The 24772-nt window shown below is 51.4% G+C and carries 24 protein-coding genes and 1 pseudogene; 6 read left to right on the top strand and 19 right to left on the bottom strand.

Translation table 11 applies throughout. The features are described 5' to 3' along the window. Positions 1 to 40: 40 nt before the first annotated feature. The 4 genes from AACU94_RS04855 to yfbV form a co-directional block, all read right to left on the bottom strand. Complete coding sequence (locus AACU94_RS04855) at positions 41 to 1873, bottom strand: SLC13 family permease (protein WP_130216966.1); 1833 nt, start codon at positions 1871 to 1873, stop codon at positions 41 to 43. Positions 1874 to 1959: 86 nt separating this feature from the next. Then, complete coding sequence (gene hxpA, locus AACU94_RS04850) at positions 1960 to 2610, bottom strand: hexitol phosphatase HxpA (RefSeq protein ID WP_130216964.1); 651 nt, start codon at positions 2608 to 2610, stop codon at positions 1960 to 1962. 10 nt (positions 2611 to 2620) lie between these two features. Further along, entirely contained in the window at positions 2621 to 3115 is a 495-nt protein-coding gene (locus tag AACU94_RS04845) for a YfbU family protein (protein WP_064526599.1), read from the bottom strand. Positions 3116 to 3198: 83 nt separating this feature from the next. Then, complete coding sequence (gene yfbV / locus AACU94_RS04840; protein WP_000106627.1) at positions 3199 to 3654, bottom strand: terminus macrodomain insulation protein YfbV; 456 nt, start codon at positions 3652 to 3654, stop codon at positions 3199 to 3201. Between the two features lie 338 nt (positions 3655 to 3992). Here yfbV and ackA point away from each other — a divergent pair, with 338 nt between their 5' ends. The 3 genes from ackA (at position 3993) to yfcC (ending at position 9124) form a co-directional block, all read left to right on the top strand. Beyond that, the gene (gene ackA / locus AACU94_RS04835; protein ID WP_130207228.1) at positions 3993 to 5195 is read left to right on the top strand and encodes an acetate kinase; all 1203 of its coding nucleotides are present in this window, start codon (positions 3993 to 3995) and stop codon (positions 5193 to 5195) included. A 73-nt stretch (positions 5196 to 5268) separates the two neighbouring features. After that, positions 5269 to 7413, top strand: coding sequence for a phosphate acetyltransferase (gene pta, locus AACU94_RS04830; RefSeq protein ID WP_130207230.1), 2145 nt, complete (start codon positions 5269 to 5271; stop codon positions 7411 to 7413). Between the two features lie 190 nt (positions 7414 to 7603). After that, positions 7604 to 9124, top strand: coding sequence for a putative basic amino acid antiporter YfcC (gene yfcC, locus AACU94_RS04825; protein ID WP_135489024.1), 1521 nt, complete (start codon positions 7604 to 7606; stop codon positions 9122 to 9124). 204 nt (positions 9125 to 9328) lie between these two features. On the opposite strand, the gene yfcD is transcribed toward yfcC, so the two are convergent. Genes yfcD through yfcF form a run of 3 tightly spaced genes read right to left on the bottom strand, consistent with a single transcriptional unit; the run spans position 9329 to position 11181 of the window. Beyond that, a complete protein-coding gene (yfcD, locus tag AACU94_RS04820; RefSeq protein WP_130207234.1) occupies positions 9329 to 9871 on the bottom strand; it encodes an NUDIX hydrolase YfcD in 543 nt (180 codons plus the stop codon). 58 nt (positions 9872 to 9929) lie between these two features. Beyond that, complete coding sequence (yfcE, locus tag AACU94_RS04815; protein ID WP_064526570.1) at positions 9930 to 10481, bottom strand: phosphodiesterase; 552 nt, start codon at positions 10479 to 10481, stop codon at positions 9930 to 9932. A gap of 55 nt (positions 10482 to 10536) precedes the next feature. Beyond that, positions 10537 to 11181, bottom strand: a complete 645-nt coding sequence (gene yfcF, locus AACU94_RS04810; protein ID WP_135489023.1) for a glutathione transferase — start codon at positions 11179 to 11181, stop codon at positions 10537 to 10539. A gap of 134 nt (positions 11182 to 11315) precedes the next feature. Here yfcF and yfcG point away from each other — a divergent pair, with 134 nt between their 5' ends. The 3 genes from yfcG to AACU94_RS04795 are packed head-to-tail and all read left to right on the top strand — an operon-like array spanning position 11316 to position 13296. Further along, the gene (yfcG, locus tag AACU94_RS04805; protein WP_130216956.1) at positions 11316 to 11963 is read left to right on the top strand and encodes a GSH-dependent disulfide bond oxidoreductase; all 648 of its coding nucleotides are present in this window, start codon (positions 11316 to 11318) and stop codon (positions 11961 to 11963) included. 56 nt (positions 11964 to 12019) lie between these two features. Beyond that, complete coding sequence (gene folX / locus AACU94_RS04800; RefSeq protein WP_130207240.1) at positions 12020 to 12382, top strand: dihydroneopterin triphosphate 2'-epimerase; 363 nt, start codon at positions 12020 to 12022, stop codon at positions 12380 to 12382. Positions 12383 to 12402: 20 nt separating this feature from the next. Then, positions 12403 to 13296, top strand: a complete 894-nt coding sequence (locus AACU94_RS04795; RefSeq protein ID WP_135489022.1) for a TIGR01777 family oxidoreductase — start codon at positions 12403 to 12405, stop codon at positions 13294 to 13296. 47 nt (positions 13297 to 13343) lie between these two features. Here the strand turns inward: AACU94_RS04795 and AACU94_RS04790 are convergent, their stop codons facing one another. The 12 genes and pseudogenes from AACU94_RS04790 to accD form a co-directional block, all read right to left on the bottom strand. After that, entirely contained in the window at positions 13344 to 14234 is an 891-nt protein-coding gene (locus AACU94_RS04790; protein WP_135489021.1) for an Rpn family recombination-promoting nuclease/putative transposase, read from the bottom strand. 196 nt (positions 14235 to 14430) lie between these two features. Beyond that, positions 14431 to 15204: a histidine ABC transporter ATP-binding protein HisP gene (hisP, locus tag AACU94_RS04785; RefSeq protein ID WP_130260569.1), complete on the bottom strand. Its 774-nt coding sequence runs from the start codon at positions 15202 to 15204 to the stop codon at positions 14431 to 14433. A gap of 7 nt (positions 15205 to 15211) precedes the next feature. Continuing rightward, positions 15212 to 15928: an ABC transporter permease gene (locus AACU94_RS04780; protein ID WP_000569948.1), complete on the bottom strand. Its 717-nt coding sequence runs from the start codon at positions 15926 to 15928 to the stop codon at positions 15212 to 15214. After that, positions 15925 to 16611, bottom strand: coding sequence for a histidine ABC transporter permease HisQ (hisQ, locus tag AACU94_RS04775; RefSeq protein WP_064526547.1), 687 nt, complete (start codon positions 16609 to 16611; stop codon positions 15925 to 15927). The genes AACU94_RS04780 and hisQ overlap by 4 nt, the downstream gene beginning before the upstream one ends. 89 nt (positions 16612 to 16700) lie before the next feature. Then, the gene (gene hisJ / locus AACU94_RS04770; protein WP_113264275.1) at positions 16701 to 17483 is read right to left on the bottom strand and encodes a histidine ABC transporter substrate-binding protein HisJ; all 783 of its coding nucleotides are present in this window, start codon (positions 17481 to 17483) and stop codon (positions 16701 to 16703) included. 220 nt (positions 17484 to 17703) lie between these two features. Then, positions 17704 to 18486: a lysine/arginine/ornithine ABC transporter substrate-binding protein ArgT gene (gene argT, locus AACU94_RS04765; protein ID WP_064526540.1), complete on the bottom strand. Its 783-nt coding sequence runs from the start codon at positions 18484 to 18486 to the stop codon at positions 17704 to 17706. A gap of 264 nt (positions 18487 to 18750) precedes the next feature. After that, positions 18751 to 19320: a flavin prenyltransferase UbiX gene (gene ubiX, locus AACU94_RS04760; RefSeq protein ID WP_000825688.1), complete on the bottom strand. Its 570-nt coding sequence runs from the start codon at positions 19318 to 19320 to the stop codon at positions 18751 to 18753. A 94-nt stretch (positions 19321 to 19414) separates the two neighbouring features. Continuing rightward, entirely contained in the window at positions 19415 to 20932 is a 1518-nt protein-coding gene (gene purF / locus AACU94_RS04755; protein WP_135489020.1) for an amidophosphoribosyltransferase, read from the bottom strand. Positions 20933 to 20968: 36 nt separating this feature from the next. Beyond that, positions 20969 to 21457, bottom strand: coding sequence for a colicin V production protein (gene cvpA, locus AACU94_RS04750; RefSeq protein WP_000262113.1), 489 nt, complete (start codon positions 21455 to 21457; stop codon positions 20969 to 20971). Positions 21458 to 21715: 258 nt separating this feature from the next. Further along, positions 21716 to 22377: pseudogene (dedD, locus tag AACU94_RS04745) on the bottom strand (cell division protein DedD). Further along, positions 22367 to 23635, bottom strand: coding sequence for a bifunctional tetrahydrofolate synthase/dihydrofolate synthase (gene folC / locus AACU94_RS04740; protein ID WP_135489019.1), 1269 nt, complete (start codon positions 23633 to 23635; stop codon positions 22367 to 22369). The pseudogene dedD and the gene folC overlap by 11 nt, the downstream one beginning before the upstream one ends. Positions 23636 to 23708: 73 nt before the next feature. Then, positions 23709 to 24623, bottom strand: a complete 915-nt coding sequence (gene accD, locus AACU94_RS04735; RefSeq protein ID WP_064526523.1) for an acetyl-CoA carboxylase, carboxyltransferase subunit beta — start codon at positions 24621 to 24623, stop codon at positions 23709 to 23711. Between the last annotated feature and the right edge of the window lie 149 nt (positions 24624 to 24772).

Below are 24772 nucleotides of genomic sequence, written 5' to 3'. Positions count from 1 at the left end.
GCATCGGGCAATAAGCGCCAGATGCGACATCAGGCTCTCGTTAAAACGGAAACAGCATCGGAATCATCACCACGCAAACCGCCATCACAATAACGGTGAACGGTACTCCCAGCTTCACAAAATCACTAAAGCTGTAATTTCCCGGCCCTAAAACCAACGTGTTAACCGGTGAGGAAACTGGTGTCATAAAGGCGGCGGATGCTGCCATCGCCACCACCATGGCAAATGGATACGGCGAGACGCCCATTGTTTTAGCCGCGGCCAGCGCAATCGGCGCCATCAACACAGCCGTTGCCGTATTCGAAATAAACAAACCAATCACCGCCGACAAGACAAACAAACAGCCAAGCATCATATGTGGCCCATAACCGCCGCCGATGTCCATTAACCCTTTTACCGCCAGCGCGACACCGCCTGTTTTCTGTAGCGCCACCGCAAACGGCATCATCCCAACGATCAAAATAATGCTCGGCCAGTGAATAGATTTATAGGCGCTTTCAGCATCGATACAGCGGAATTTCCCCATCAGCAGGCAGGCAATGATAGCCGCGATGGGATTAGGGATTTCATCAGTCAGCATTAACGCCACCATCAACACCAGACAGAAAATGGCATGGGGTGCCTGACTGTGCGCAGGCGATGCTTCACTCACCTCTTCCGGTAAGTTCAGCGCCACGAAGTCGCGGCCCTGTTTTGCCAACATACCGATAAGCTTCCAGTTACCGACGACCAGAATGATATCGCCCAGCAGCAGAGGCTCATCCGCCAGCGAACCTTCCAGCGCCACGCCGTTGCGTTTCAGGCCCACCACATTCAGTCCGTAGCGCGTACGAAAGCCAATTTCGCGCACCGATTTACCAATCAACTCAGACTCAGGAATTAATGAAATCTCCGCCATGCCAACATCAAGGGCTTGATCGGAAAAATACTCGCCGCGCAGCACCATCGGTTCCAGCAATTGTTCACTACAAAATTGTCGGAGATCGACATCAGCCGCAGACATATCAATAAGCAAAACGTCACGCGCCCGGAATTCAGAAACCCCGTTCACGTTCACAATAACGCGACGAAAACGCCGCCAGCGTTCAACACCGATGACGTTAGCGCCATAACGTTCACGTAATTTGAGATCGTCCAGTCGCTGGCCAATCATCGGTGAACCGGGACGAATGGCCAGGCGACGCGCGCGCCCGGTAAGTCGGTATTCACGGATAAGATCGCGGAAGGTACGACGCGTCCAGCCTTCGCGCTGCGGGGTCTGGGTATCCCCTTTCAGCATGAAACGCATCACTAACATATACAAAATGCCCAGCACCAGTACGACCAGGCCGATGGGGGTTACGCTAAAGAAACTAAAACCATGATAGCCTTCACGCAGCAATTCACTGTTAATCACCAGGTTAGGTGGCGTTGCCACCAGCGTCATCATGCCGCTGATCAGCCCGGCAAAACTCAACGGCATCATCAGGCGCGACGGCGACGTTTGCATGCGCATAGCGACGCTTAACACCACAGGGATAAAGATAGCGACGACGCCCGTTGAACTCATAAACGCGCCAAGGCCCGCAACGGTCAGCATCAACAAAACCAACATTTTGATTTCACTGTTGCCTGCCACTTTAACCAGCCATGTCCCCATTACAGTGGCGACACCCGTGCGGACTAAACCATCACCAATAATAAACAAGGCGGCGATCAGTACCACGTTAGGATCGGAAAAACCGGAAAACACTTCAGGGACGGTCAGCGTACCGCTTAATGCAAACGCAACAATGACAAACAAAGCGACCGCATCCATACGCACTCTGCCAGTCGCAAACAAGACGATGGCAACCGCCAGTAATGAAAGAACCCAGATCAATTCACCGTTCACAACGTATCCTTGTTAATTGAGGGGGATGGCCTGATTCTGCCACAAAAAAGCCCCGTCGGGACGGGGCTAAATCATGATCTGGCGTTTCACGCAATAATAACGTCACCATTTGGCTGTTTGATCACAGTAATTTGTTCCAGACTATGGAGGACCAAATCTACCTCATTCAGACGCGGGGTATCAGCCGGTGAGTTAACCGCAATGACATGACACCCCGCGGCCAGGCCTGAAAGCACGCCAGCGGGAGCATCCTCCACCACCACACATTCCTGCGGCGCAAGGCCCAACAGTTGTGCACCTAACAGATATGCATCCGGCTCTGGTTTTCCACGTTTAACCCGCTCTGCGGTAACAAACACTTCCGGCGCGGGAAGTCCGGCGACTTTGTGACGTGCTCGCGCAACAGGCATGGAACCAGAAGTGACAATGGCCCACGGAATCCCCGCTTTATTCAAATGATTGAGTAAAGCTATCGCCCCTGGGAGTGCGGTAATACCTTCGGTTTCCGTGGCCTCGATTTGTTCCAGACGGGTAAACTCGGCGGCAATTTCCGTCTCCGATTTGCCCATCATGAAATGGCGCAGAGACGTAATCGCCTGTTTACCATGAATAAACGCCAGCACATCTTCCGGTGCTAGCCCATGACGTCTGGCCCAGTTGCTCCACGCCCGCTCTACCGCGGGCAGAGAATCCACCAGCGTTCCATCCAGATCAAACAGAAAACCTTTACACCGCACGCGGGCCTCCTCAGGCGTTGATGATTTGGTTAATTTCGTTAGCGCTCAGGTGATACTGACGCGGGCAGGCATGCCAGACATTCAACATGCGCAGATATTTCTCCCACATTGGCGTCTGGGCATTAAAGCCGTGAGTTCCGGCATCAAAATGGGTGTAACGCCCTTCAACGTTAACCATAAAGCGGACATATCCGAGATAACGCGCTTCGGTGGCGGCGTCAAAGCCGAGGAAGGTGACACGACGTTCATCGATGGATTGCTGGTCCTGTAAATTAGACCAGGAAACATGCAGCGCGTGATACATCTCCATAATGTCGATGATAGTGCGGCAGGTTTCTTCTTTCAGCTCGCCAAACTCGCGATCCAGTTCGCGCATTTGTAAACCATAACCACGCTCAATGATTGTTTGCAGGCGACGGTAACGTTCAGCATTTGCCGGATCGAGCATAGTCATCATTTTGTACTGGTTAGACAAAATAAGACGTTGCGCGTTGGTCATTTCCATTGTTGACTCCTGTATCACTCTACTACGGTGAAAAAAAAGAAGGCCGATGTCTGCCTTCTTTTATATGCGTAATCAGGGGTCAATTACAAATCATCAAGGAAAGTTTTATCCAGTTGTTTGAAGGCGCGCTTAAGCGTGTCAGCTAATGCCTGGTAATCAGGCTTGCCTTCAACAGGTGCCAGCACCTGTCCAGACTCCTGCAATTTACCGCGAACTTCATAAAACCAGTTGAGGATTGCAGGTGGTAGTGGCGTTACAGAACGCTTGCCCAGCCACCACAGTCCCTGCATGGGTAAGCTTAGGGCGAACAACGCAGTGGCGACTGCCGGACCAAGCTGACCGCCCAGCGCAATCTGCCAGCAGAGAGTAAACACGGCGATCGGCGGCATAAAGCGGATCGCATAACGCGTCATCTTAATGACTCGATTCTCAACAAAGACCGGGGCAAGGCGTTTTTCCAGCGGCCACGTCTTTGAGTAATGCTGTCCCCGGCGAAACAAGCTAAAAAAATTAACAGAACGATTATCCGGCGTTGACATGCTTCACCTCAACTTCACATATAAAGATTCAAAAATTTGTGCAAATTCACAACTCAGCGGGACAACGTTCAAAACATTTTGTCTTCCGTACCCACAATCAGGTATCCTTTAGCAGCCTGAAATGGCCTAGTAGTACATATTCATTGAGTCGTCAAATTCATAAACATTATGCCATTGGCTGAAAATTACGCAAAATGGCATAGACTCAAGATATTTCTTCCATCATGCAAAAAAAATTTGCAGTGCATGATGTTAATCATAAATGTCGGTGTCATCATGCGCTACGCTCTATGGCTCCCTGACGTTTTTTTAGCCACGTATCAATTATAGGTACTTCCATGTCGAGTAAGTTAGTACTGGTTCTGAACTGCGGTAGTTCTTCACTGAAATTTGCAATCATCGATGCAGCGAATGGTGAAGAGTACCTTTCTGGTTTAGCCGAATGTTTCCACCTGCCCGAAGCACGTATCAAATGGAAAATGGACGGCAATAAACAAGAAGCGGCTTTAGGTGCAGGCGCCGCTCACAGCGAAGCGCTCAACTTTATCGTTAATACTATTCTGGCACAAAAACCAGAACTGTCTGCGCAGCTGACCGCTATCGGTCACCGTATCGTACACGGCGGTGAGAAGTATACCAGCTCCGTAGTGATCGACGAGTCTGTTATTCAGGGTATCAAAGATGCAGCTTCTTTTGCACCGCTGCACAACCCGGCTCACCTGATCGGTATCGAAGAAGCACTGAAATCTTTCCCGCAGTTGAAAGATAAAAACGTTGCTGTATTTGACACGGCGTTCCACCAGACTATGCCGGAAGAGTCTTACCTCTACGCCCTGCCGTACAACCTGTACAAAGAGCACGGCATCCGTCGTTACGGCGCGCACGGTACCAGCCACTTCTATGTAACCCAGGAAGCGGCAAAAATGCTGAACAAACCGGTAGAAGAACTGAACATCATCACCTGCCACCTGGGCAACGGTGGTTCCGTTTCTGCTATCCGTAACGGCAAATGCGTTGATACCTCTATGGGTCTGACTCCGCTGGAAGGCCTGGTAATGGGTACTCGTTCTGGTGACATCGATCCGGCGATCATTTTCCACCTGCACGACACCCTCGGCATGAGCGTTGATGCCATCAACAAACTGCTGACCAAAGAGTCTGGCCTGCTGGGTCTGACCGAAGTGACCAGCGACTGCCGCTATGTTGAAGATAACTACGCGACGAAAGAAGACGCGAAGCGCGCAATGGACGTTTACTGCCACCGCCTGGCGAAATACATCGGTGCATACACCGCGCTGATGGATGGTCGTCTGGACGCTGTTGTATTCACCGGTGGTATCGGTGAAAACGCTGCGATGGTTCGTGAACTGTCTCTGGGCAAACTGGGCGTGCTGGGCTTTGAAGTTGATCGCGAACGCAACCTGGCTGCACGTTTCGGCAAATCTGGTTTCATCAACAAAGAAGGTACCCGTCCTGCGGTGGTTATCCCAACCAACGAAGAACTGGTCATCGCGCAAGACGCGAGCCGCCTGACTGCCTGATTTCACACCGCCAGCCCAGCTGGCGGTGCTGTTTTGTAACCCGCCAACCGGCGGTAACGAAAGAGGATAAACCGTGTCCCGTATTATTATGCTGATCCCTACCGGAACCAGCGTCGGTCTGACCAGCGTCAGCCTCGGCGTGATCCGTGCAATGGAACGCAAAGGCGTTCGTCTGAGCGTTTTCAAACCTATTGCTCAGCCGCGTACCGGTGGCGATGCGCCCGATCAGACAACGACTATCGTGCGTGCGAGCTCTTCCACCACGACAGCCGCCGAACCGCTGAAAATGAGCTACGTTGAAGGTCTGCTTTCCAGCAATAAAAAAGATGTGCTGATGGAAGAGATCGTCGCGAACTACCACGCTAACACCAAAGACGCTGAAGTGGTTCTGGTTGAAGGTCTGGTACCGACACGTAAACACCAGTTTGCCCAGTCTCTGAACTACGAAATCGCCAAAACGCTGAACGCGGAAATCGTCTTCGTTATGTCTCAGGGCACCGACACCCCGGAACAGCTGAAAGAGCGTATCGAACTGACTCGTAACAGCTTCGGTGGTGCCAAAAACACCAACATCACTGGCGTTATCGTTAACAAACTGAACGCACCGGTTGATGAACAGGGTCGTACTCGCCCGGATCTGTCCGAGATTTTCGACGACTCTTCCAAAGCTAAAATCAACAATGTTGATCCGGCGAAGCTGCAAGAATCCAGCCCGCTGCCGGTTCTCGGCGCTGTGCCGTGGAGCTTTGATCTGATCGCGACTCGTGCTATCGATATGGCACGCCACCTGAACGCCACCATCATCAACGAAGGCGACATCAACACTCGCCGCGTGAAATCTGTAACTTTCTGCGCACGCAGCATTCCACACATGCTGGAGCACTTCCGTGCAGGTTCTCTGCTGGTAACTTCCGCAGACCGTCCTGACGTACTGGTTGCCGCTTGCCTTGCTGCCATGAACGGCGTAGAAATCGGCGCCCTGCTGCTGACTGGCGGCTACGAAATGGACGCACGCATTTCTAAACTGTGCGAACGTGCTTTCGCCACCGGCCTGCCGGTATTCATGGTAAACACCAACACCTGGCAGACTTCTCTGAGCCTGCAGAGCTTCAACCTGGAAGTTCCGGTTGACGATCACGAGCGTATCGAGAAAGTTCAGGAATACGTTGCTAACTACATCAACGCTGACTGGATTGACTCTCTGACTGCCACTTCCGAGCGCAGCCGTCGTCTGTCTCCGCCTGCGTTCCGTTATCAGCTGACCGAACTGGCGCGCAAAGCGGGCAAACGTATCGTTCTGCCGGAAGGCGACGAACCGCGTACCGTTAAAGCAGCTGCCATCTGTGCTGAACGTGGTATCGCAACTTGCGTACTGTTGGGTAACCCGGCAGAGATCAACCGAGTTGCAGCGTCTCAAGGCGTAGAACTGGGCGCAGGCATTGAAATCGTTGATCCAGAAGTGGTTCGCGAAAAATATGTTGCTCGTCTGGTCGAACTGCGTAAGAACAAAGGCATGACCGAAACTGTTGCCCGCGAACAGCTGGAAGACAACGTGGTTCTCGGTACCCTGATGCTGGAACAGGATGAAGTTGATGGTCTGGTTTCCGGTGCTGTTCACACCACCGCAAACACCATCCGTCCGCCGCTGCAGCTGATCAAAACTGCACCGGGCAGCTCCCTGGTATCTTCCGTGTTCTTCATGCTGCTGCCGGAACAGGTTTACGTTTACGGTGACTGTGCGATCAACCCGGATCCGACCGCAGAACAGCTGGCTGAAATCGCCATCCAGTCCGCGGATTCCGCCGCAGCCTTCGGTATCGAACCGCGTGTAGCTATGCTTTCCTACTCCACCGGTACTTCTGGTGCAGGTAGCGACGTAGAGAAAGTTCGCGAAGCAACTCGTCTGGCGCAGGAAAAACGTCCTGACCTGATGATCGACGGCCCGCTGCAGTACGACGCTGCGGTAATGGCTGACGTTGCGAAATCTAAAGCGCCGAACTCTCCGGTTGCAGGTCGCGCTACCGTGTTCATCTTCCCGGATCTGAACACCGGTAACACCACCTACAAAGCGGTACAGCGTTCTGCCGACCTGATCTCCATCGGGCCGATGCTGCAGGGTATGCGCAAGCCGGTTAACGACCTGTCCCGTGGCGCACTGGTTGACGATATCGTCTACACCATCGCGCTGACTGCGATTCAGTCTGCACAGCAGCAGTAATCTCGTCATAATCCGCAGCCTTACTGCTGCGGATATCAGAACCGGAAATAGCCACTATTTCCGGTTTTTTATTCTCTTAATTTGCATTACTCCTTTCTGATTATCTTGCTTAACTGCGCTGCATCAATGAATTGCGTCATCTCACTTTGCATACTTACCACTTTGTCTTGTGCAAGGGAAAATTTGCGCTATGTCAGCAATCACTGAATCCAAACCAACCAGAAGATGGGCAATGCCCGATACTCTGGTGATTATCTTTTTTGTTGCTATTTTAACCAGTCTCGCCACCTGGGTTGTTCCGGTGGGAATGTTTGACAGTCAGGAAGTGCAATATCAGGTTGATGGTCAGACAAAAACACGCAAGGTTGTAGACCCTCACTCATTTCGCATTCTGACCAACGAGGCGGGCGAACCAGAGTATCACCGCGTGCAACTGTTCTCGACGGGCGATGAACGTCCCGGCCTGATGAACTTCCCGTTTGAAGGGCTAACTTCTGGCTCGAAATATGGGACCGCCGTTGGCATCATCATGTTTATGCTGGTGATTGGCGGCGCGTTTGGCATCGTGATGCGCACAGGAACTATTGATAACGGCATCCTGGCACTTATCCGCCACACACGAGGGAATGAAATTCTTTTCATTCCGGCGTTATTTATTCTCTTTTCACTCGGTGGTGCGGTATTTGGCATGGGGGAAGAGGCAGTCGCCTTTGCCATCATCATCGCGCCACTCATGGTACGGCTGGGTTATGACAGTATCACCACCGTCCTGGTAACCTATATCGCTACGCAAATCGGTTTTGCCAGCTCGTGGATGAACCCGTTCTGCGTGGTCGTCGCCCAGGGGATCGCTGGTGTTCCGGTGCTTTCTGGCTCCGGTTTGCGCATAGTGGTATGGGTAATCTCTACTCTGATTGGCCTGGTCTTCACCATGTTGTACGCCTCACGGGTGAAAAAGAATCCTCTGTTGTCACGCGTTCATGAGTCCGATCGTTTCTTCCGCGAAAAACAGGCGGATGTCGAACAGCGCCCATTTACCTTTGGTGACTGGCTGGTATTAATTGTTTTAACCGCCGTCATGATCTGGGTGATTTGGGGCGTTATTGTCAATGCCTGGTTTATTCCTGAAATTGCCAGCCAGTTCTTCGCTATGGGTCTGGTAATTGGCATCATCGGCGTTGTCTTCCGTCTGAATGGTATGACGGTAAACACCATGGCTTCATCATTTACCGAAGGCGCGCGAATGATGATAGCCCCCGCCCTGCTGGTTGGTTTCGCCAAAGGGATTTTGCTGCTGGTAGGTAACGGCGAAGCCGGTGATGCCAGCGTACTGAATACCATCCTCAACAGCATTGCCAATGCCATTAGCGGCCTTGATAACGCGGTCGCGGCGTGGTTTATGCTGCTCTTCCAGGCGGTATTTAATTTCTTCGTGACATCCGGTTCTGGCCAGGCCGCGTTAACCATGCCGTTACTGGCACCGCTTGGCGATCTGGTCGGCGTTAACCGTCAGGTTACCGTGCTGGCCTTCCAGTTTGGCGATGGCTTCAGTCATATCATTTACCCGACCTCGGCTTCATTAATGGCCACGCTCGGTGTTTGCCGGGTGGACTTCCGTAACTGGATCAAAGTGGGGGCAACACTGCTTGGACTGCTGTTTATTATGTCCAGCGTGGTGGTGATAGGCGCCCAGTTGATGGGCTACCATTAAAAACGTTAAGAGCCGCGATTGCGGCTCTTAGATTGATGACAACGGAAAAATTGCCTGATGCGCTACGCTTATCATGCCTACATGGCCCATGCAATATATTGAATTTGCAATATTTTGTAGGCCGGATAAGGCATTTACGCCGCATCCGGCATAAACAAAGCGCACTTTGTCTACAACCTGAGAGCCGCAACTGCGGCTCTTTTTTCATTCTGCCGTTTCAGTCTCTACGGCTTCATTGTTGGCATTGCGCTTCATCCACAACGCCAAAGCTTTTAGCGAGTCTGGTGTGAACTCATCGCAACGAGCGGTGATTTCTTCTGGCGTCAGCCAGCAGACCTCGCTGACTTCATCTTCCTGAAGGGCGAAGGGACCGTGAGAAACACAGCTGAACAACGCGCCCCAGACACGGCAATTTTTGTCTTCAAAATAGAACTGCCCGTGCTCGGCAAAGGGGACACCGGCAATGCCCAACTCTTCTTCCGCTTCGCGACGTGCGGATTCCAGCAGTTGTTCATCAGCCTGGACCACACCACCAGCAGTAGCATCTAACATGCCGGGTAAAAAGTCTTTTGTCTCGGTACGACGCTGGACCAGAATTTTGCCCATACCATCATGCACGACGATGTAAGTTGCACGATGACGCAGACACTGTGCCCGCATTTGTTCCCGGCTGGCTTGTGCAATGACTTCGTTATCTTCATTGACAATATCCACCCATTCAGTACTTGCCAAACGACGCTGTTCCATTATCAGGAAACCTTCTTTTTCTGGCGCTCTTACGGCGCATTTTGAGTTGTTGGGTAAATTACGGATTAATCGCGACCTGCGCAATGATACTTTGATCATTGAGTGCGATTACGCTTAGTACGTCATCTTCGAGCATGCCGTAGCTCGCCAGATTGCCGCCTTTCGGAATGCTAACCGAACCGGGGTTGAAGTGGAAAATCTCCCCCCGCTGCTCCGCCACCGGCAGATGGGTATGACCATACACCAGCACGTCGTTCTGGTTTAACGCCGGCAGATTATCCGGGCCAAACAGATGCCCATGTGTCAGAAACAGGCGCTGTTTTTCCAGCAACACCTGTTGCCATGGCGCGGTCATTGGGAAATGCAGCAGCATTTGGTCCACTTCACTGTCGCAGTTGCCACGTACAGCGATGACTTTATGCGCCACTTCATTCAAGCGTTCCGCCACCTTTGCCGGCGCATAGCCCTCCGGTAAAGCATTGCGTGGGCCGTGATTCAGCACGTCGCCAAGAATCACCAGCCACTGCGCGCCGCTTTGGGCAAACAACTCCAGTACACGTTCCGTCGCCGGTAACGACCCATGAATGTCCGATGCAAACATCAGTTTCATCACTCACTCCTCGTCGAAAAAACGTAAGCTATGATACTGGATTCTGTCGCTGCTATCAGCCAGATTGCTTTGCTGAAAGTGCAATAAAACGCTGAACTGAAGCCCGCTGCCACTGGAATGCCGCATAATCCACCAGACGCTCCGGCACCTCATCGCCGTGCAGCACCAGACGATTAATCATTAGCGCTAAATCAGTGTCGGCAATGCACCACTCGCCAAACAAATTAGGCTGGTTATGCGTCAGTAAATGTTCTGCCATTGCGAACAGTTTCTGCGCGCTGGCTTTTCCCTCCGCCGTTAGCGGTGCTTTTTTTACGCCAGCAAAAACGACATACGTCGAACGCTCTTCACGCAGAGGCATCAGGTCGCTCCGCAGCCATGCCTGAATTTGCCGTGCACGCGCCCGGTTTTGCAGATCTAATGGATAAATGCGTTCCCAGGTTGGCGGCGCAAAACGGTCTTCCAGATATTCCGCTATGGCAGAGGATTCACTCAACTCAAAATCATCAATCTGTAACAATGGCACGCGGCGTGTCTGCCCGTAACCTTGCCACGTCGGCTGTAAATGTTCACCGCTGTCAAGGTCGATAGTCTTTATATGAAAAGGTAGTCCTTTCTCCTGCAACGCCACCCAGGCGGATAACACATAGGGTGAGAAAAAATGGGCATCTGACCAAAGCGTGATAGCGGGTTTACTCATTATATCCTCGGCGATAAAGGGGCTTGCTCTCAAACTATAGAGCCTTTTTGTCACTGTTACTTGATGAAAACTCACGCGAGTCTCCGGGGTTTCTATACTTGAGATGTTCAGATTATTAGACAACCGGAGCTGCAATGATCGATCTCTATTACGCCCCTACCCCAAATGGCCACAAAATTACGCTGTTTCTCGAAGAGGCTGGTCTGGAATATCGTTTAATCAAGGTTGACCTGGGGAAAGGCAGTCAGTTTCGCCCGGAGTTTTTGCGCATATCGCCGAACAATAAGATTCCGGCAATTGTTGATCATTCACCGACTGATGGCGGCGAACCGTTAAACCTCTTTGAGTCAGGTGCAATTTTGTTGTATCTGGCAGAGAAAACGGGACTATTTTTAAGTCACGACCCGCGTGAGCGCGCCACCACCTTACAATGGTTATTCTGGCAGGTTGGCGGCCTGGGGCCAATGCTCGGACAGAATCATCATTTTAATCATGCTGCGCCACAGACTATTCCTTACGCTATTGAACGTTATCAGGTTGAAACCCAGCGTCTGTATCACGTACTCAATAAGCGCCTGGAAAACGCCCCCTGGCTTGGCGGCGAAGATTACAGCATTGCGGATATTGCCTGTTGGCCGTGGGTAAATGCATATGCTCGTCAGCGGATTGACCTTGCTATGTACCCGGCAGCGAAGAACTGGCATGAGCGGATCCGTTCGCGCCCTGCCACCGGGCAATCACTATTAAAGGCTCAATTGAATGATGAGATCTCAGATAGTTAACTGAGAAAGGTTCTCGTGTATTATTCCTGTCTAAGTAAAACAACAGGGAACCTGCAATGTCACAACCTGCCGCTATTATTCGTATAAAGAACCTTCGTTTACGTACATTTATCGGAATTAAGGACGAAGAGATTAACAACCGTCAGGATATCGTTATCAATGTCACGATCCACTACCCCGCCGATAAAGCGCGTACCAGTGAAGATATTAATGACGCGCTGAACTATCGCACCGTCACCAAAAACATCATTCAACACGTAGAGAATAACCGTTTCTCTTTGCTGGAAAAATTAACTCAGGATGTGCTCGATATCGCACGTGAACATCACTGGGTAACCTATGCTGAAGTGGAGATCGATAAACTGCACGCGCTGCGCTACGCCGATTCGGTATCAATGACCTTGAGCTGGCAGCGTTAACCGCCATATCGGGAGGCTGCATGAATATAGTGATCACCGGAGGGACGGGATTAATTGGTCGCCATTTAATCCCGAGTTTGCTGGAGTTGGGCAATCAGGTCACAGTGGTGACGCGTAACCCGCAGAAAGCCAGTTCAATCCTCGGCCCCCAGGTGACACTATGGCAAGGGCTTGCCAATCAAAGCAACCTCAACGGTGTTGACGCGGTAATCAACCTGGCTGGCGAACCGATTGCCGACAAACGCTGGACTCGCGAGCAAAAAGACCGACTGTGCCAAAGTCGCTGGAATATTACCCAAAAACTGGTGGATTTAATTAGCGCCAGCGACACGCCGCCGTCGGTCCTTATTTCCGGTTCGGCGACGGGATATTACGGTGATTTAGGTGAAGTTGTCGTTACCGAAGAAGAACCTCCGCATAACGAATTTACCCATAAACTCTGCGCTCGTTGGGAAGAAATTGCCTGTCGGGCGCAAAGCGACAAAACGCGAGTGTGCCTGCTGCGTACCGGTGTGGTACTGTCACCAGATGGCGGTATTCTCGGCAAAATGCTGCCGCCGTTTCGCCTCGGTTTAGGTGGCCCGATTGGCTCTGGTCGGCAGTATCTGGCCTGGATTCATATCGATGATATGGTCAACGGGATTCTCTGGCTGCTGGATAACGATCTACGCGGACCGTTTAATATGGTTGCCCCCTACCCGGTACGTAATGAACAATTTTCCCATGCGCTCGGCCATGTACTGCATCGCCCGGCAATTATGCGCGTCCCCGCGACTGCCATTCGGCTGTTAATGGGCGAATCTTCAGTTCTGGTGTTAGGTGGACAACGCGCGTTACCTAAAAGGCTGGAAGAAGCGGGTTTTGCGTTTCGCTGGTACGATTTAGACGAGGCGCTGGCGGATGTCGTTCGCTGATGTGGTTTACCGCGAACATCCGCCAGTTAGTGCCTGGTAATTCAGAATTAGTGGCTTTTCGCCAAAAGGTCGTCTGGCGAAAGTCGGGTCAACATCAGGATGACTTCGCGGTCAAATCCTTTTTCCAGCATCTCCTGAGCAATTCGCAGGGCTTCTTCGTGTTTGCCCTGCATTGCGCCTTCTTCACGTAATCTGTCAGCAATGGTCATCAGTTTCTCCTTTTCTTGTGGTGCACGTTCCGCTATCTCACCAATAAATGAGCGGAAGCGCTGGGCATCCCCCGTTTGTAATACGTAATTAAACAGGGCTTTTAGCTGCCTGTCATTAGTGTTGCCTGTAATAAGCAGAGAAACTATTTGATCGACTAATCCCAACAGATCGCGCTGGCGAATATGTTTCTGCATTAACTCCAGCAACGCCATTTTGCGGTGTTGCATAATCTCGTCATCCGGCACTACGGTAATATCCACCAGCGGAAAAGCCGATGAATAAATTTGGCGGGCAATAGCAGGTTCTGCAAATTCATCAAGCCAACATAGAGAATAAGGATAAGGACTTCTGCAACCATGATAAAACAGCATCGGAATCACCAAAGGCAGTTCTTTATAGCCTGCATCAAGATGGTTTTGCATTGCCGCGATAGAATAGCGCATCATGCGAAAAGCCATTAATTCTTCCACCTTACTTTGGTGTTCAATAACGACATAAATATATCCCATCCCCTCCTCAGTTTTCACTGACCACAAGATATCGGAATAATATTGCCGCAGGTTTTCATCAATAAAACTGTTTGGTTCCAGTTTTAACGTCGATAAATCGCAAAGTTTACGTAGCGGCGCAGGAAGGTGAATATCAATAAAATCCCGTGCGGTGTCCGGATGACGTAAAAAGGATTTAAATACCGCATCATGCGGTGTGGAAGTTGTCGATATGGTCATGGCGTTCCGTCACCCCTCAAATTTAAGATGACGAGACAATAACCACTCTTTATAAGCAATGCAGCAGGCAGTTTTTATATCTGGACAGTGAATTCAGAACTATTTTAAGTGGACTGCAATATATACATGTCAATGGAAGCCAACTCGCAAATTAGCCTTGAAAATACTCCGGCAGCATTAGCCACCGGAGAGGAAATTATTTCAGCGATCCCTTAAGGAATTGTTGCAAACGAGGACTTTGCGGGTTGCCAAATAATTGTTCTGGCGCACCCTCTTCTTCGATTTTCCCCTGATGGAGGAAAATAACATGTGTGGAGACATGGCGAGCAAATTCCATTTCGTGGGTTACCACCACCATCGTTTTCCCCTCTTCCGCCAGCTGCTGCATAATGCGCAGCACTTCGCCCACCAGCTCTGGGTCAAGGGCCGATGTAGGTTCATCAAACAGCAGAACTTCTGGTTCCATTGCCAGCGCCCTTGCGATGGAAACACGCTGTTGCTGACCGCCAGAAAGGTGCACAGGATATTTCCCCTGCGCACGTTCGTCTATGCCGACTTTCGCCAGATATTTCACCGCCCGCTCGCGCGCTTCATGCTTGCTCAGGCCCAGCACCTGAATGGGCGCTTCCATGACGTTTTCCAGCACCGTCATATGACTCCAGAGATTGAAGTGCTGGAATACCATCGTCAGGCGTGTGCGCAGCAAGCGCAGCTGATTTTTATCGGCGACTTTGAGTTGGCCGTCTTTATCCCGCACCAGATTGATAGTCTGGCCGTTAACCACGATCGAGCCTTCACTCGGTTTTTCGAGGAAGTTAATGCAACGCAGAAAGGTACTTTTCCCCGATCCCGACGATCCGATGATGCTGATCACATCCCCGGCGTTCGCTTGCAGTGACACCCCTTTCAGCACTTCATGTTCGCCGTAGCGTTTGTGCAAATCGATAACGTTTAATTTATTCTCGGACATCGTATTCTCAGTGCGTTGAAGAAGGTTTCACATGCTGCAACCAGCGTTTTTCCGCTCTGCGAAAGAGGCTGATCAGGACATAAGAGATGATTAAATAGAGTACCGCAGCAATGCCAAAGGCGGTAAAAGGTTGATACGTCGCGGCGTTGATATCACGGGCAATTTTCAGCAGATCCGGCACCGTGGCAGTAAACGCCAGCGCAGTCGAGTGCAACATCAGGATCACTTCGTTGCTGTAGGCCGGTAAAGCAATGCGCAGCGCCGACGGTAAAATAATGCAGCGATACATTTTAAAGGTCGAGAAACCATAGGCTCTGGCAGCTTCAATTTCCCCGTGCGGCACCGAGCGAATCGCTCCGGCAAAAATCTCGGTGGTGTAAGCACAAGTGTTAAGCGTCAGCGCCAGCACGGTACAGTTCAGGCCACTGCGGAAGAAAGCGTTAAGAAACTCGGTACCCTTAACAATCTCCAGCGTGTACATGCCGGAATAGAACACCAGCAACTGCACATACAGCGGCGTACCGCGAAAAATATAGGTAAATAACCAGATTGGAAACTGGATGTATTTATTACTTGAGACACGACCAATCGCCAGAAACAGCGCCAGAATTCCGCCTATCACTACTGACAAAATCAGCAACCAAAGGGTAATCGCCACGCCGGTAAAGCGATAACCGTCGGTCCACAACAGCGGTTTCCAGTATTCATGTAAGATTTCGATCACAGGTCAGCCCTCTTCACACCCACGGAGTAGCGGCGCTCAAGGAACAGCAGCACACCATTGGAAACGGTGGTGAAAACCAGATAAATCACGCCACAGACGATGGCGAAATAGAACGGTTCCCAGGTACTTTTGCCTGCCAGTTGGGTGGCTTTCACCACATCTTCCAGGCCGAGTAACGAAACCAGGGCGGTAGATTTGAGGATCACCTGCCAGTTGTTGCCAATGCCCGGCAGAGCGTAACGCATCATCGCCGGAAACATAATCCGCCGAAACACTTGCCCACGAGTAAAACCGAACGCCGTAGCCGCCTCTATTTGCCCTTTCGGCACCGCCATAAACGCGCCACGGAACGTTTCGGTGAAGTAAGCACCGTAAATAAAACCCAGGGTGATAATACCGGCAACCATCGGGTCAATATCAATCTGTCCGACGCCCATCGCCTCCGTCACCGTATTTAACGCAATCTGCAAACCGTAAAATATCAGCAGCATCAACACTAAATCCGGCACACCGCGAATCAGCGTGGTATATCCTTCGAAAATCAGCCCCGAGAGTCGATTTTGCGAAAGCTTACCGCCAGCGCCAATTAAACCGATGATTACAGCGAGCACTACAGAGCTGATGGCCAGCTCCAGCGTGACGAGAGCCCCCTGTAAAATAACACCTGAAAACCCATACAACATGCTGCCTGTCCTGTCGTGTGTGGTGAATTACCGCCTCTTGTCTCCCTCCGGTTACCCGAAGGGAGCGGGCTTTCTTTCACCGATGGTGATTAACCACCATAAACATCAAAATCGAAGTACTTTTTCGCTAATTTCTCGTAAGTACCGTCAGCGCGCATTTCGGCAAAGGCTTTGTTCAGTGCCTCGCGCAGTTCGTTATCTTCTTTACGCAGGCCCATGCCGGTGCCTACGCCAAACAGTTTTTCATCTTTAACAGACGGGCCACCGAATTTGTAATCTTTACCGACTGGCTGTTTGAGGAAACCTTCGCTGGCGGCAACTTCGTCCTGGAACGCGGCATCAATACGCCCGGCGGTCAGGTCAGAATAAATATTGTCCTGCCCCTGATAAGAGACGATTTCAATGCCTTTTGGCGCCCAGTGCTCGTTACCAAATGTCTCCTGGGTCGTGCCCTGCAATACGCCCACCCGCTTGCCTTTCAGCGATTCTACTGTCGGCTGAATGTCGGAATTTTTCGCCACAACCAGGCGAGAATCGGCGGCGTACAATTTGTCGGTGAAGGCTATTTCCTGCTGACGTTTTTCGGTGATGGAAAGCGATGACATGATGGCGTCAATCTTCTTCGCTTTTAATGACGGAATTAACGCATCCAGCGGGTTTTCGACAAATGTACATTGCGTATTGATGCGTTTGCACAGTTCCTTCGCCAGCTCGATATCAAAGCCAACCAATTCACCTTGTGAATTTTTTGATTCAAACGGTGCATAAGTCGGGTCAGTACCGATGCGAATATTTTGCGGAATAGCAGCAAAAGCAGCAGTCGCGCTGGAGAAGGCCAGAACCAAGGAGAGCGATAGCACCAGTTTTTTCATAATGTCCTCAACTGACAGTCTTTTAATAGGGAATATTTACAGGTTTGTTACACTTATCGTGCCATAAAATTGACCAACAAGGCAAAATATCCTGGCCAGTTAATCGTATTATTTTTCATTAAAATTGCTTAAGTATGCATTTCAATGCACCACGATAGTGCAACAAACCTATAATGCACCATGATAATGACGCTATCAGATGCAGCTTCCCTGCGACGTATCAGTCACCATAGACATTAAAATCGAAGTACTTTTTCGCCATCTTGTCGTAAGTACCATCCTGGCGCAGCTCGCCAAGCGCTTTGTCAAAGGCGGCTGTCAGTTCGGCATCATCTTTACGCAGCCCGACACCGGTACCGTCACCGAAGTATTTTTTGTCTTTCACTGAAGGGCCAGCAAAGGCGAACTCTTTACCGGCAGGTTGCTTAAGGAATCCTTCACTAGCGGCGACTTCATCTTGTAACGCAGCATCCAGACGCCCCGCAGCCAGATCGGAATAAACTAAATCCTGGTTGGCATAAGCCACAACATCAATACCTTTACTGCGCCAGGTATCGTTAGCGTAGGCTTCCTGAGTGGAGCCTTGCAGCACTCCGACATGTTTACCTTTCAGTGAATCCAGCGTTGGTTGAATCGGCGAACCTTTAGCGGCAATCAGACGGGAATCCGCGGCGTACAGCTTGTCGGAGAAAGCAATCTCCTGCTGACGTTTATCGGTAATGGAGAGCGACGAAATAATAGCGTCGATTTTTTTCGCTTTCAGTGAGGGGATCAGCGCATCAAAGTCACTGGCAACCCAGGTACATTTCACCTGCATCCGTTTGCACATCTCGTTACCGAGATCGATATCAAAGCCAACAAAGTCACCTTTGGCATCTTTCGATGAGAACGGTGCATAGGTGGTATCCGTTCCGATACGTACCGTCTCCGGCAGCGCCGCGTAGCTGGAAGCTGCTGCGGAGATACCGACTAACAAAGACAGAGCGAGAATCGACTTCTTCATACATAACCCTCAAGTGAAATGGCTTTTTTATATTGTGTATTGTGTTGTGTGTTTGCAGGCTCGTTCATGCAGGTCTTATGCCATCTTGCCGACAGCAGCAACATTCAACGTAAAATATGTTAATGAGACGTTGCATTATTGTCCTGAAATTGAAGATAGCAGGTATGGCGGTTGAATCGCAGCGTTTCGATTCAATGGAAGGAACAAAATGTCGAGGATTTGATCGCGGTTGCAAAATTGCCCTGAAACAGGGCAACAGCAGAGTTATGCGCCCTGCCAGCGGGCAAAGAGATCTTCGGGAAGGGTTATCGCAAACTGGTCAAGAACACGGTTAACCGTCTGATTTATCACATCATCAAGGGATTGCGGGCGATGATAAAACGCCGGAACGGGAGGCATAATCACCGCACCGATTTCAGCCGCCTGAGTCATTAAACGCAGGTGGCCTAAGTGCAACGGTGTTTCACGCACGCAGAGCACCAGCGGTCGTCGCTCTTTCAGCACCACATCTGCCGCGCGGGTCAGTAAGCCATCAGTATAGCTATGGACAATGCCGGAAAGGGTCTTGATTGAACAGGGTAAAATTACCATGCCCAGCGTCTGGAAAGAACCAGAAGAGATGCTGGCAGCAATATCGCGCGCATCGTGCGTGACATCGGCTAACGCCTGCACTTCGCGCAGGGAAAAATCCGTTTCGAGGGATAAGGTCTGGCGCGCCGCCTGGCTCATGACCAGATGCGTTTCGATGTCTGCAACATCGCGCAGAACCTGTAATAAGCGCACGCCATAAATCGCGCCGCTGGCACCACTGATGCCTACAATGAGTCGTTTCATAGAGAGTTGCCCTGTCAGACTTGCTGGCAGACTTTGCAGGATTTCGGCGAGAGTTGCAAGTCAGGGTGCCAGACTGGCACCCTGAGTGAAGGCATCATCCTTCGTTATGCATTTCCAGGTTTTCCACTTCGTTCTGACGTTGCAATGCTTTGGCGTCGTCATTACGTAAAGTATCGAGAAAATCGAGGTAGCCCTGATCAACATCTTTGGTGACGTAGACGCCGTTGAACACCGAGCATTCAAACTGCTGGATATCCGGATTTTCAGCGCGAACTGCTTCGATCAGATCGTTGAGATCCTGGAAAATCAAACCGTCGGCACCGATGATCTGGCGAATTTCATCCACTTCACGGCCGTGAGCGATCAGTTCCGTGGCACTCGGCATATCAATACCATAAACGTTCGGGAAGCGAATTTCCGGTGCCGCAGAAGCGAGGTACACTTTCTTCGCTCCGGCTTCGCGTGCCATCTCGATAATCTGCTCAGAAGTGGTGCCACGGACGATGGAGTCGTCGACCAGCAGGACGTTTTTATCGCGGAACTCAGCGCGGTTGGCGTTCAATTTACGGCGCACAGATTTACGACGCAGTTGCTGACCCGGCATGATGAAGGTACGACCAACATAGCGGTTTTTAACAAAGCCCTGGCGGTACGGTTTACCCAGAATTCGGGCAATTTCCAACGCGATATCGCAGGAAGTTTCCGGAATCGGGATCACCACGTCGATATCAAGATCTTCCCATTCACGGGCAATTTTCTCGCCCAGTTTCGTGCCCATATTCACACGCGCGCTGTAAACGGAAATTTTGTCGATGAACGAGTCAGGACGGGCAAAGTAAACATACTCAAACAGGCACGGATTGCTGACCGGATTGTCAGCACACTGACGGGTAAACAACTGCCCTTCTTCAGTGATGTAAATCGCTTCGCCTGGGGCGACGTCACGTAGGAACTCAAAGCCCAGCGTATCGAGCGCAACGCTTTCGGAAGCGACCATATATTCTGTGCGATTCTCGTCGATATCACGTTTCCCCAACACCAGCGGACGAATCCCGTTAGGATCGCGGAAAGCAACCATACCGTGGCCGATAATCATCGCCACACAGGCATACGCGCCGCGGATTAAGCGGTTTGTAGCAGCGATGGCGGCGAAAATGTTGTCGGCTTCCAGCGGGTAGTGGCGGAAGTTGTCCAGCTCGCTGGCGAAGATATTAAGCAGAATTTCCGAGTCGGAAGTGGTGTTGATGTGGCGGCGTTTTTCTTCAAACAGTTTTTTACGCAACTCGTGAGCGTTGGTCAGATTGCCGTTGTGGGCAAGCGTAATGCCATACGGGGAGTTAACGTAAAACGGCTGCGCTTCAGAGGCACTGGAGCTGCCAGCCGTAGGGTAACGCACATGACCAATGCCCATATTGCCCTGCAAACGCTGCATATGGCGAGCTTCAAATACATCGCTCACCAGCCCGTTCGCTTTACGCAAACGGAAGCAGTTATTGGCATCTATGGTGATGATGCCGGCGGCATCCTGACCGCGATGCTGAAGCACCGTTAAGGCATCATAAATCGACTGGTTAACCGGCATAACACCGGCGATACCGACAATACCGCACATACGTCTTTTTCCTCGTTAAGCCACATCTCAGAGCACTTACGCCCTGGGCAAGAAACTTGACGAGCTTTGCAGATAATCAAAAAACCATCTGATGATAAAACTGAACTGCGGGATCAGCTGTGATTTGCTCCAGTCTTCGCTTTTCGACACTCCAGTAAAGGAGTCGAGAAAGAAGAGAATGGCAGCAACAATCAACACACCGCGCAACGCACCGAAACAGACGCCCAGCACCCGATCGGTGCCTGACAACCCCGTTTTCTCCACCAGCTGGCCTATCACGAAGTTCACGATAGCACCAACGATCAGGGTAGCGATAAACAGTACCGCGATGGCAATCCCATTTCGAACCAGTTCGTCTTCAAAGCCCGTAAACCAGACTGACAGGTAAGTGTAGTAATGACTGGCGACAAAGAAAGCACAACCCCATGTCACCAGCGATAACGCTTCACGAACAAAGCCGCGGATCAGGCTAACCAGAGAGGAAAAAGCAATCACCGCGATTATGGCGTAATCAATCCAGACCATATGTGTCCCACGATTTTACGCCCTGTCATCCTGTTCGGGGCGCATTCTAACAGAAAAAGAAAACGTTTGCGTAGGGATTTCCTTCCCGCGCATCAATAAAAATGGCGCTGAAAAAATATTCAACGCCATCGACTTTTTATGCCTTTGCGGCATCGGGCAACCATTGTCGGATGCGGCGTGAACGCCTTATCCGACCTACGGTTCTGCTCCAGCACAGGCCTGATAAGACGCGCTGGCGTCGCATCAGGTAAAACCGTATTAATTCGGCGTGTAGCCATAACCACGCCGCTCAAACCAGAGATCTGCTTCAGTTCGCCAAGCGATCCTTTCAGCTTATCTTTTGAGGCATCTGGCCCCACGAGAATACGGGTGATTTTACCCTGCACTGGCGTTGACGGCGAAGTATAAACCCGATATCCCGCGCCACGCAGCTTACCGACAATCTCATTCACTTTATCGGCATTTTTCAGCGCGCCCAGTTGCACAACATAGGCTTTACCCGTCGGCGCTGCCTTTTCTTCAACAACCGGCTTCGGTTCTGGCTTCGGCGGGGGCGGCACTTCAACCTTCGGCTTAGGCGGATCCACTGGTTTCGGTTTCGGTGGAGCGACCGGTGCAGGCTCCGGTTCAAACACGGTATTATTGGCCGCAATGGTTGTCGGGTCGAGCGAAGGCGCTGCGGCATCACCTGCCCGCACCTCTTCTGCCGCGCCTTCTGGCGGCTGTGTCGGCAACGCCTGAGTGGCGGCTGGCATCATATCTGGCTCGTCACGATCGCCCGCTTTCGGCACCAGCGGGATCGCTGCGAACTCATCCTGATAATGTTTTTTCTGCCCATCAAGCAATCCTGGAAGCACAATAACTCCCAGAGCTACCAGCACAATAGTGCCAACTAACCGATTCTGAAACTTACTCGCCACCGCTTCTCCTCGCGTCAATCACTTCCATGACATGTGCGACCGTATGGAACGAACCACACACCAGCACGGTATCTTCCGGTTTAGCGTCCGCCATTGCGGCTTCCCATGCCTGCGCAACGCTATCGAATGGTTTGCCGTTCCCCAGATGCTCAAGCAGTTGTGCTGCCGTGGCACCGCGCGGCCCTTCCAGTGGCGCACAATACCAGTCATCAACCACGCTTTTCAACCAGGCCAGTGTTCCGGCAATATCTTTATCATGTAGCATACCGATAACCGCCAGCACGCGCCCGTTTTTCGGTAACGCTTTCATGCGTCCGGTAAGATATTCCGCCGCATGAGGATTATGGGCGACATCAAAAATAACGCGTGGCGTCTCGCTCACAATCTGGAAACGTCCAGGCAAAATTGCGCTGGCAATACCGTCGCGAATTGCCTTTTCACTGACTTCCAGGCCGCTGGCACGCAGTGCCGCCAGCGCTGTTGCGGCATTCGGTTGCGGGACAAGTGGCAACGGTAACCCCGCCAACGTGCCGTGAGCGTCGGTAAATGACCAGTTATGGTCAGCGACGGAATAATTCCACTCAACGCCACAACGTTGCAACAGTGCGCCTTTCTCCTGTGCTACATCGGCAATGGTGTAAGGCATTTCCGGTTCACCGACGATTGCCGGTTTTTCGCTGCGGAAGATCCCCGCTTTCTCACGACCAATGCTTTCACGATCTGGCCCCAGCCAGTCGGTATGATCCAGCGCAATACTGGTCACCACGGCAACATCAGCATCGACAATGTTAGTCGCATCCAGACGACCGCCCAGACCTACTTCCAGAATCACCACATCGAGTTGCGCCTCTTTGAACAACCACAATGCCGACAGCGTACCGTATTCAAAATAAGTCAAAGAAATATCGCCGCGCTCGGCCTCAATCTCGGCAAAAGAAGCCGTATGGGCCGACTCCGCCAGTTCTTTGCCCTGTATACGAACGCGCTCGGTATAACGCACCAGATGCGGCGAGCTGTACACACCCACTTTGTACCCTGCCGCCATCAGAATCGACTCCAGCGTACGGCAGGTCGTGCCTTTGCCATTAGTTCCCGCAACGGTAAACACAAACGGTGCAGGTTTAAGGACGCCAAGACGCGCGGCAACCTGGCTGACGCGCTCAAGGCCGAGATCGATAGTTTTACTGTGCAGGTTTTCCAGATAAGAAAGCCACGAAGCCAGAGGCGACGCGGCTTGAAGAGTGCGTTTGATAATCATGGTATCCGCTGATTCGTTACGGGGAGAATAAATAGCAAAAGGGCAGAGCCAGTGGCCCTGCCCTTATCAGTTATCAGGCCTCTGGTTCCTGATCCGGCACCGGTGGCACCACTTCGCCTTCACGCGGCGCATCAGGATTAGGCGCTGGCAGATTCATCAGCTTCGCCAGAATGCTAGCCAGTTTCAGGCGCATTTCCGGTCGACGGACGATCATATCGATGGCGCCTTTCTCGATCAGGAATTCACTGCGCTGGAATCCTGGCGGCAGTTTTTCGCGAACGGTCTGTTCGATAACGCGAGGACCGGCAAAGCCGATTAGCGCTTTCGGTTCAGCAATATTGAGATCGCCCAGCATCGCGAAGCTTGCAGAAACACCGCCCATAGTCGGGTCGGTCAGTACAGAAATGTACGGTAACCCGCGCTCCTGCATTTTCGCCAGTGCCGCAGAGGTTTTCGCCATCTGCATCAGCGACATTAACGCTTCCTGCATACGTGCGCCACCAGAAGCGGAGAAGCAGATCAGCGGGCAGTTATCTTCCAGCGCTTGCTCAACGGCACGCACGAAACGAGCGCCAACCACTGAACCCATTGAACCGCCCATAAAGGCGAATTCGAATGCCGCAGCGACAACCGGCATACCGTACAGAGTGCCTTTCATCACCACCAGCGCGTCTTTTTCGCCGGTTTCTTTCTGCGCAGAGGCCAGACGGTCTTTATACTTTTTGGAGTCACGGAACTTCAGCACATCTTTCGGCTCAAGCTCGCTACCCAGCTCCACAAGGCTGCCTTCATCTAACAAGCTATGCAGGCGGTTACGCGCCGACATACGCATGTGATGGTCACACTTCGGACAGACCTCAAGATTACGTTCCAGTTCAGCGCGGTATAAAACCTGACCGCAGCTATCACACTTAGTCCACACACCTTCAGGAATGCTCGCCTTGCGGGTGGGAGTAATGTTGCTTTTAATTCGTTCAATCCAGCTCATTAGGGACCTTTCTGTCTGAACCTGGTTCGATGCCAGTTTTATCTTTGGGGACGCATAATGCCATTTTTGCCCCCAACAGACCATGAATGTTGCACATTAAAACATAACAGCCCGAAACTTTGGATAAAAAAGTGGTCGAACCGCGGAGT

Source organism: Escherichia sp. E4702 (assembly GCF_963883545.1).
In the GTDB taxonomy this organism is placed as follows: Bacteria; Pseudomonadota; Gammaproteobacteria; order Enterobacterales; family Enterobacteriaceae; genus Escherichia.
This window is presented reverse-complemented; position numbering and strand designations above follow the sequence as displayed.

What these genes read in the sequence shown, in the direction of transcription:
- AACU94_RS04845 (WP_064526599.1), bottom strand. Translation starts at nt 3,115, where the DNA reads ATGGAAATGACCAACGCGCAACGTCTTATTTTGTCTAACCAGTACAAA.
- yfbV (WP_000106627.1), bottom strand. Translation starts at nt 3,654, where the DNA reads ATGTCAACGCCGGATAATCGTTCTGTTAATTTTTTTAGCTTGTTTCGC.
- ackA (WP_130207228.1), top strand. Translation starts at nt 3,993, where the DNA reads ATGTCGAGTAAGTTAGTACTGGTTCTGAACTGCGGTAGTTCTTCACTG.
- yfcC (WP_135489024.1), top strand. Translation starts at nt 7,604, where the DNA reads ATGTCAGCAATCACTGAATCCAAACCAACCAGAAGATGGGCAATGCCC.
- yfcD (WP_130207234.1), bottom strand. Translation starts at nt 9,871, where the DNA reads ATGGAACAGCGTCGTTTGGCAAGTACTGAATGGGTGGATATTGTCAAT.
- yfcE (WP_064526570.1), bottom strand. Translation starts at nt 10,481, where the DNA reads ATGAAACTGATGTTTGCATCGGACATTCATGGGTCGTTACCGGCGACG.
- yfcF (WP_135489023.1), bottom strand. Translation starts at nt 11,181, where the DNA reads ATGAGTAAACCCGCTATCACGCTTTGGTCAGATGCCCATTTTTTCTCA.
- yfcG (WP_130216956.1), top strand. Translation starts at nt 11,316, where the DNA reads ATGATCGATCTCTATTACGCCCCTACCCCAAATGGCCACAAAATTACG.
- folX (WP_130207240.1), top strand. Translation starts at nt 12,020, where the DNA reads ATGTCACAACCTGCCGCTATTATTCGTATAAAGAACCTTCGTTTACGT.
- AACU94_RS04795 (WP_135489022.1), top strand. Translation starts at nt 12,403, where the DNA reads ATGAATATAGTGATCACCGGAGGGACGGGATTAATTGGTCGCCATTTA.
- AACU94_RS04790 (WP_135489021.1), bottom strand. Translation starts at nt 14,234, where the DNA reads ATGACCATATCGACAACTTCCACACCGCATGATGCGGTATTTAAATCC.
- hisP (WP_130260569.1), bottom strand. Translation starts at nt 15,204, where the DNA reads ATGTCCGAGAATAAATTAAACGTTATCGATTTGCACAAACGCTACGGC.
- hisQ (WP_064526547.1), bottom strand. Translation starts at nt 16,611, where the DNA reads ATGTTGTATGGGTTTTCAGGTGTTATTTTACAGGGGGCTCTCGTCACG.
- hisJ (WP_113264275.1), bottom strand. Translation starts at nt 17,483, where the DNA reads ATGAAAAAACTGGTGCTATCGCTCTCCTTGGTTCTGGCCTTCTCCAGC.
- argT (WP_064526540.1), bottom strand. Translation starts at nt 18,486, where the DNA reads ATGAAGAAGTCGATTCTCGCTCTGTCTTTGTTAGTCGGTATCTCCGCA.
- ubiX (WP_000825688.1), bottom strand. Translation starts at nt 19,320, where the DNA reads ATGAAACGACTCATTGTAGGCATCAGTGGTGCCAGCGGCGCGATTTAT.
- purF (WP_135489020.1), bottom strand. Translation starts at nt 20,932, where the DNA reads ATGTGCGGTATTGTCGGTATCGCCGGTGTTATGCCGGTTAACCAGTCG.
- cvpA (WP_000262113.1), bottom strand. Translation starts at nt 21,457, where the DNA reads ATGGTCTGGATTGATTACGCCATAATCGCGGTGATTGCTTTTTCCTCT.
- folC (WP_135489019.1), bottom strand. Translation starts at nt 23,635, where the DNA reads ATGATTATCAAACGCACTCTTCAAGCCGCGTCGCCTCTGGCTTCGTGG.
- accD (WP_064526523.1), bottom strand. Translation starts at nt 24,623, where the DNA reads ATGAGCTGGATTGAACGAATTAAAAGCAACATTACTCCCACCCGCAAG.